This is a genomic window from Helicobacter sp. 23-1045 (assembly GCF_053654655.1).
In genome coordinates this window covers 1-445 of record NZ_JBSIUR010000037.1, presented here as the reverse complement: position 1 = coordinate 445, position 445 = coordinate 1, and the positions used below count along the sequence as shown (strand labels likewise).

The window sequence follows — 445 nt, the reverse complement described above, 5'->3', positions numbered from 1 at the left end:
TCGCGCCACGCGGGATTTTCGCACCTAAATCGCTCAAAAGCAAGTTCGCTCGAAAGTCCAAAAACTCATCTTGCTTTTTTAAGGCGTTGCCATAGATATTTGCGAAACTTATCAAAAAATACGCGGTGATTGTGGCACTTGCGAGTGCGAAAAATCGCAGAATCTTGCTAGATTCTGCGCTCACATTTGCGATACAAATCACTGCCACAAACGCGCTAAACCCGTAAAATGCGCGTGGGTGAAATGTCGGCATTTCTAAAAGCACATAAAGTCCGTAACTTGCCAAAAATCCAAGTGCGATGAAAATAACGCCGCAAATTCTGCGATTTATAATGAAAAGCACGCAGTTTAGGGCGATTAGCCAAATAAATGCCGTGCTTTTTAAATCATCAAAAATCGTGGTGGCATAAGTGGCGAAATTCTCCCACACGCCGAGTGCAAACGC

Annotated in this window: 1 protein-coding gene; it reads right to left on the bottom strand. The window is 44.0% G+C overall.

Going from position 1 to position 445, the window contains the following annotated elements:
- Positions 1 to 445: hypothetical protein (locus ACWIUE_RS11945; RefSeq protein ID WP_454137012.1), on the bottom strand; the 445-nt coding region annotated here is incomplete at both ends.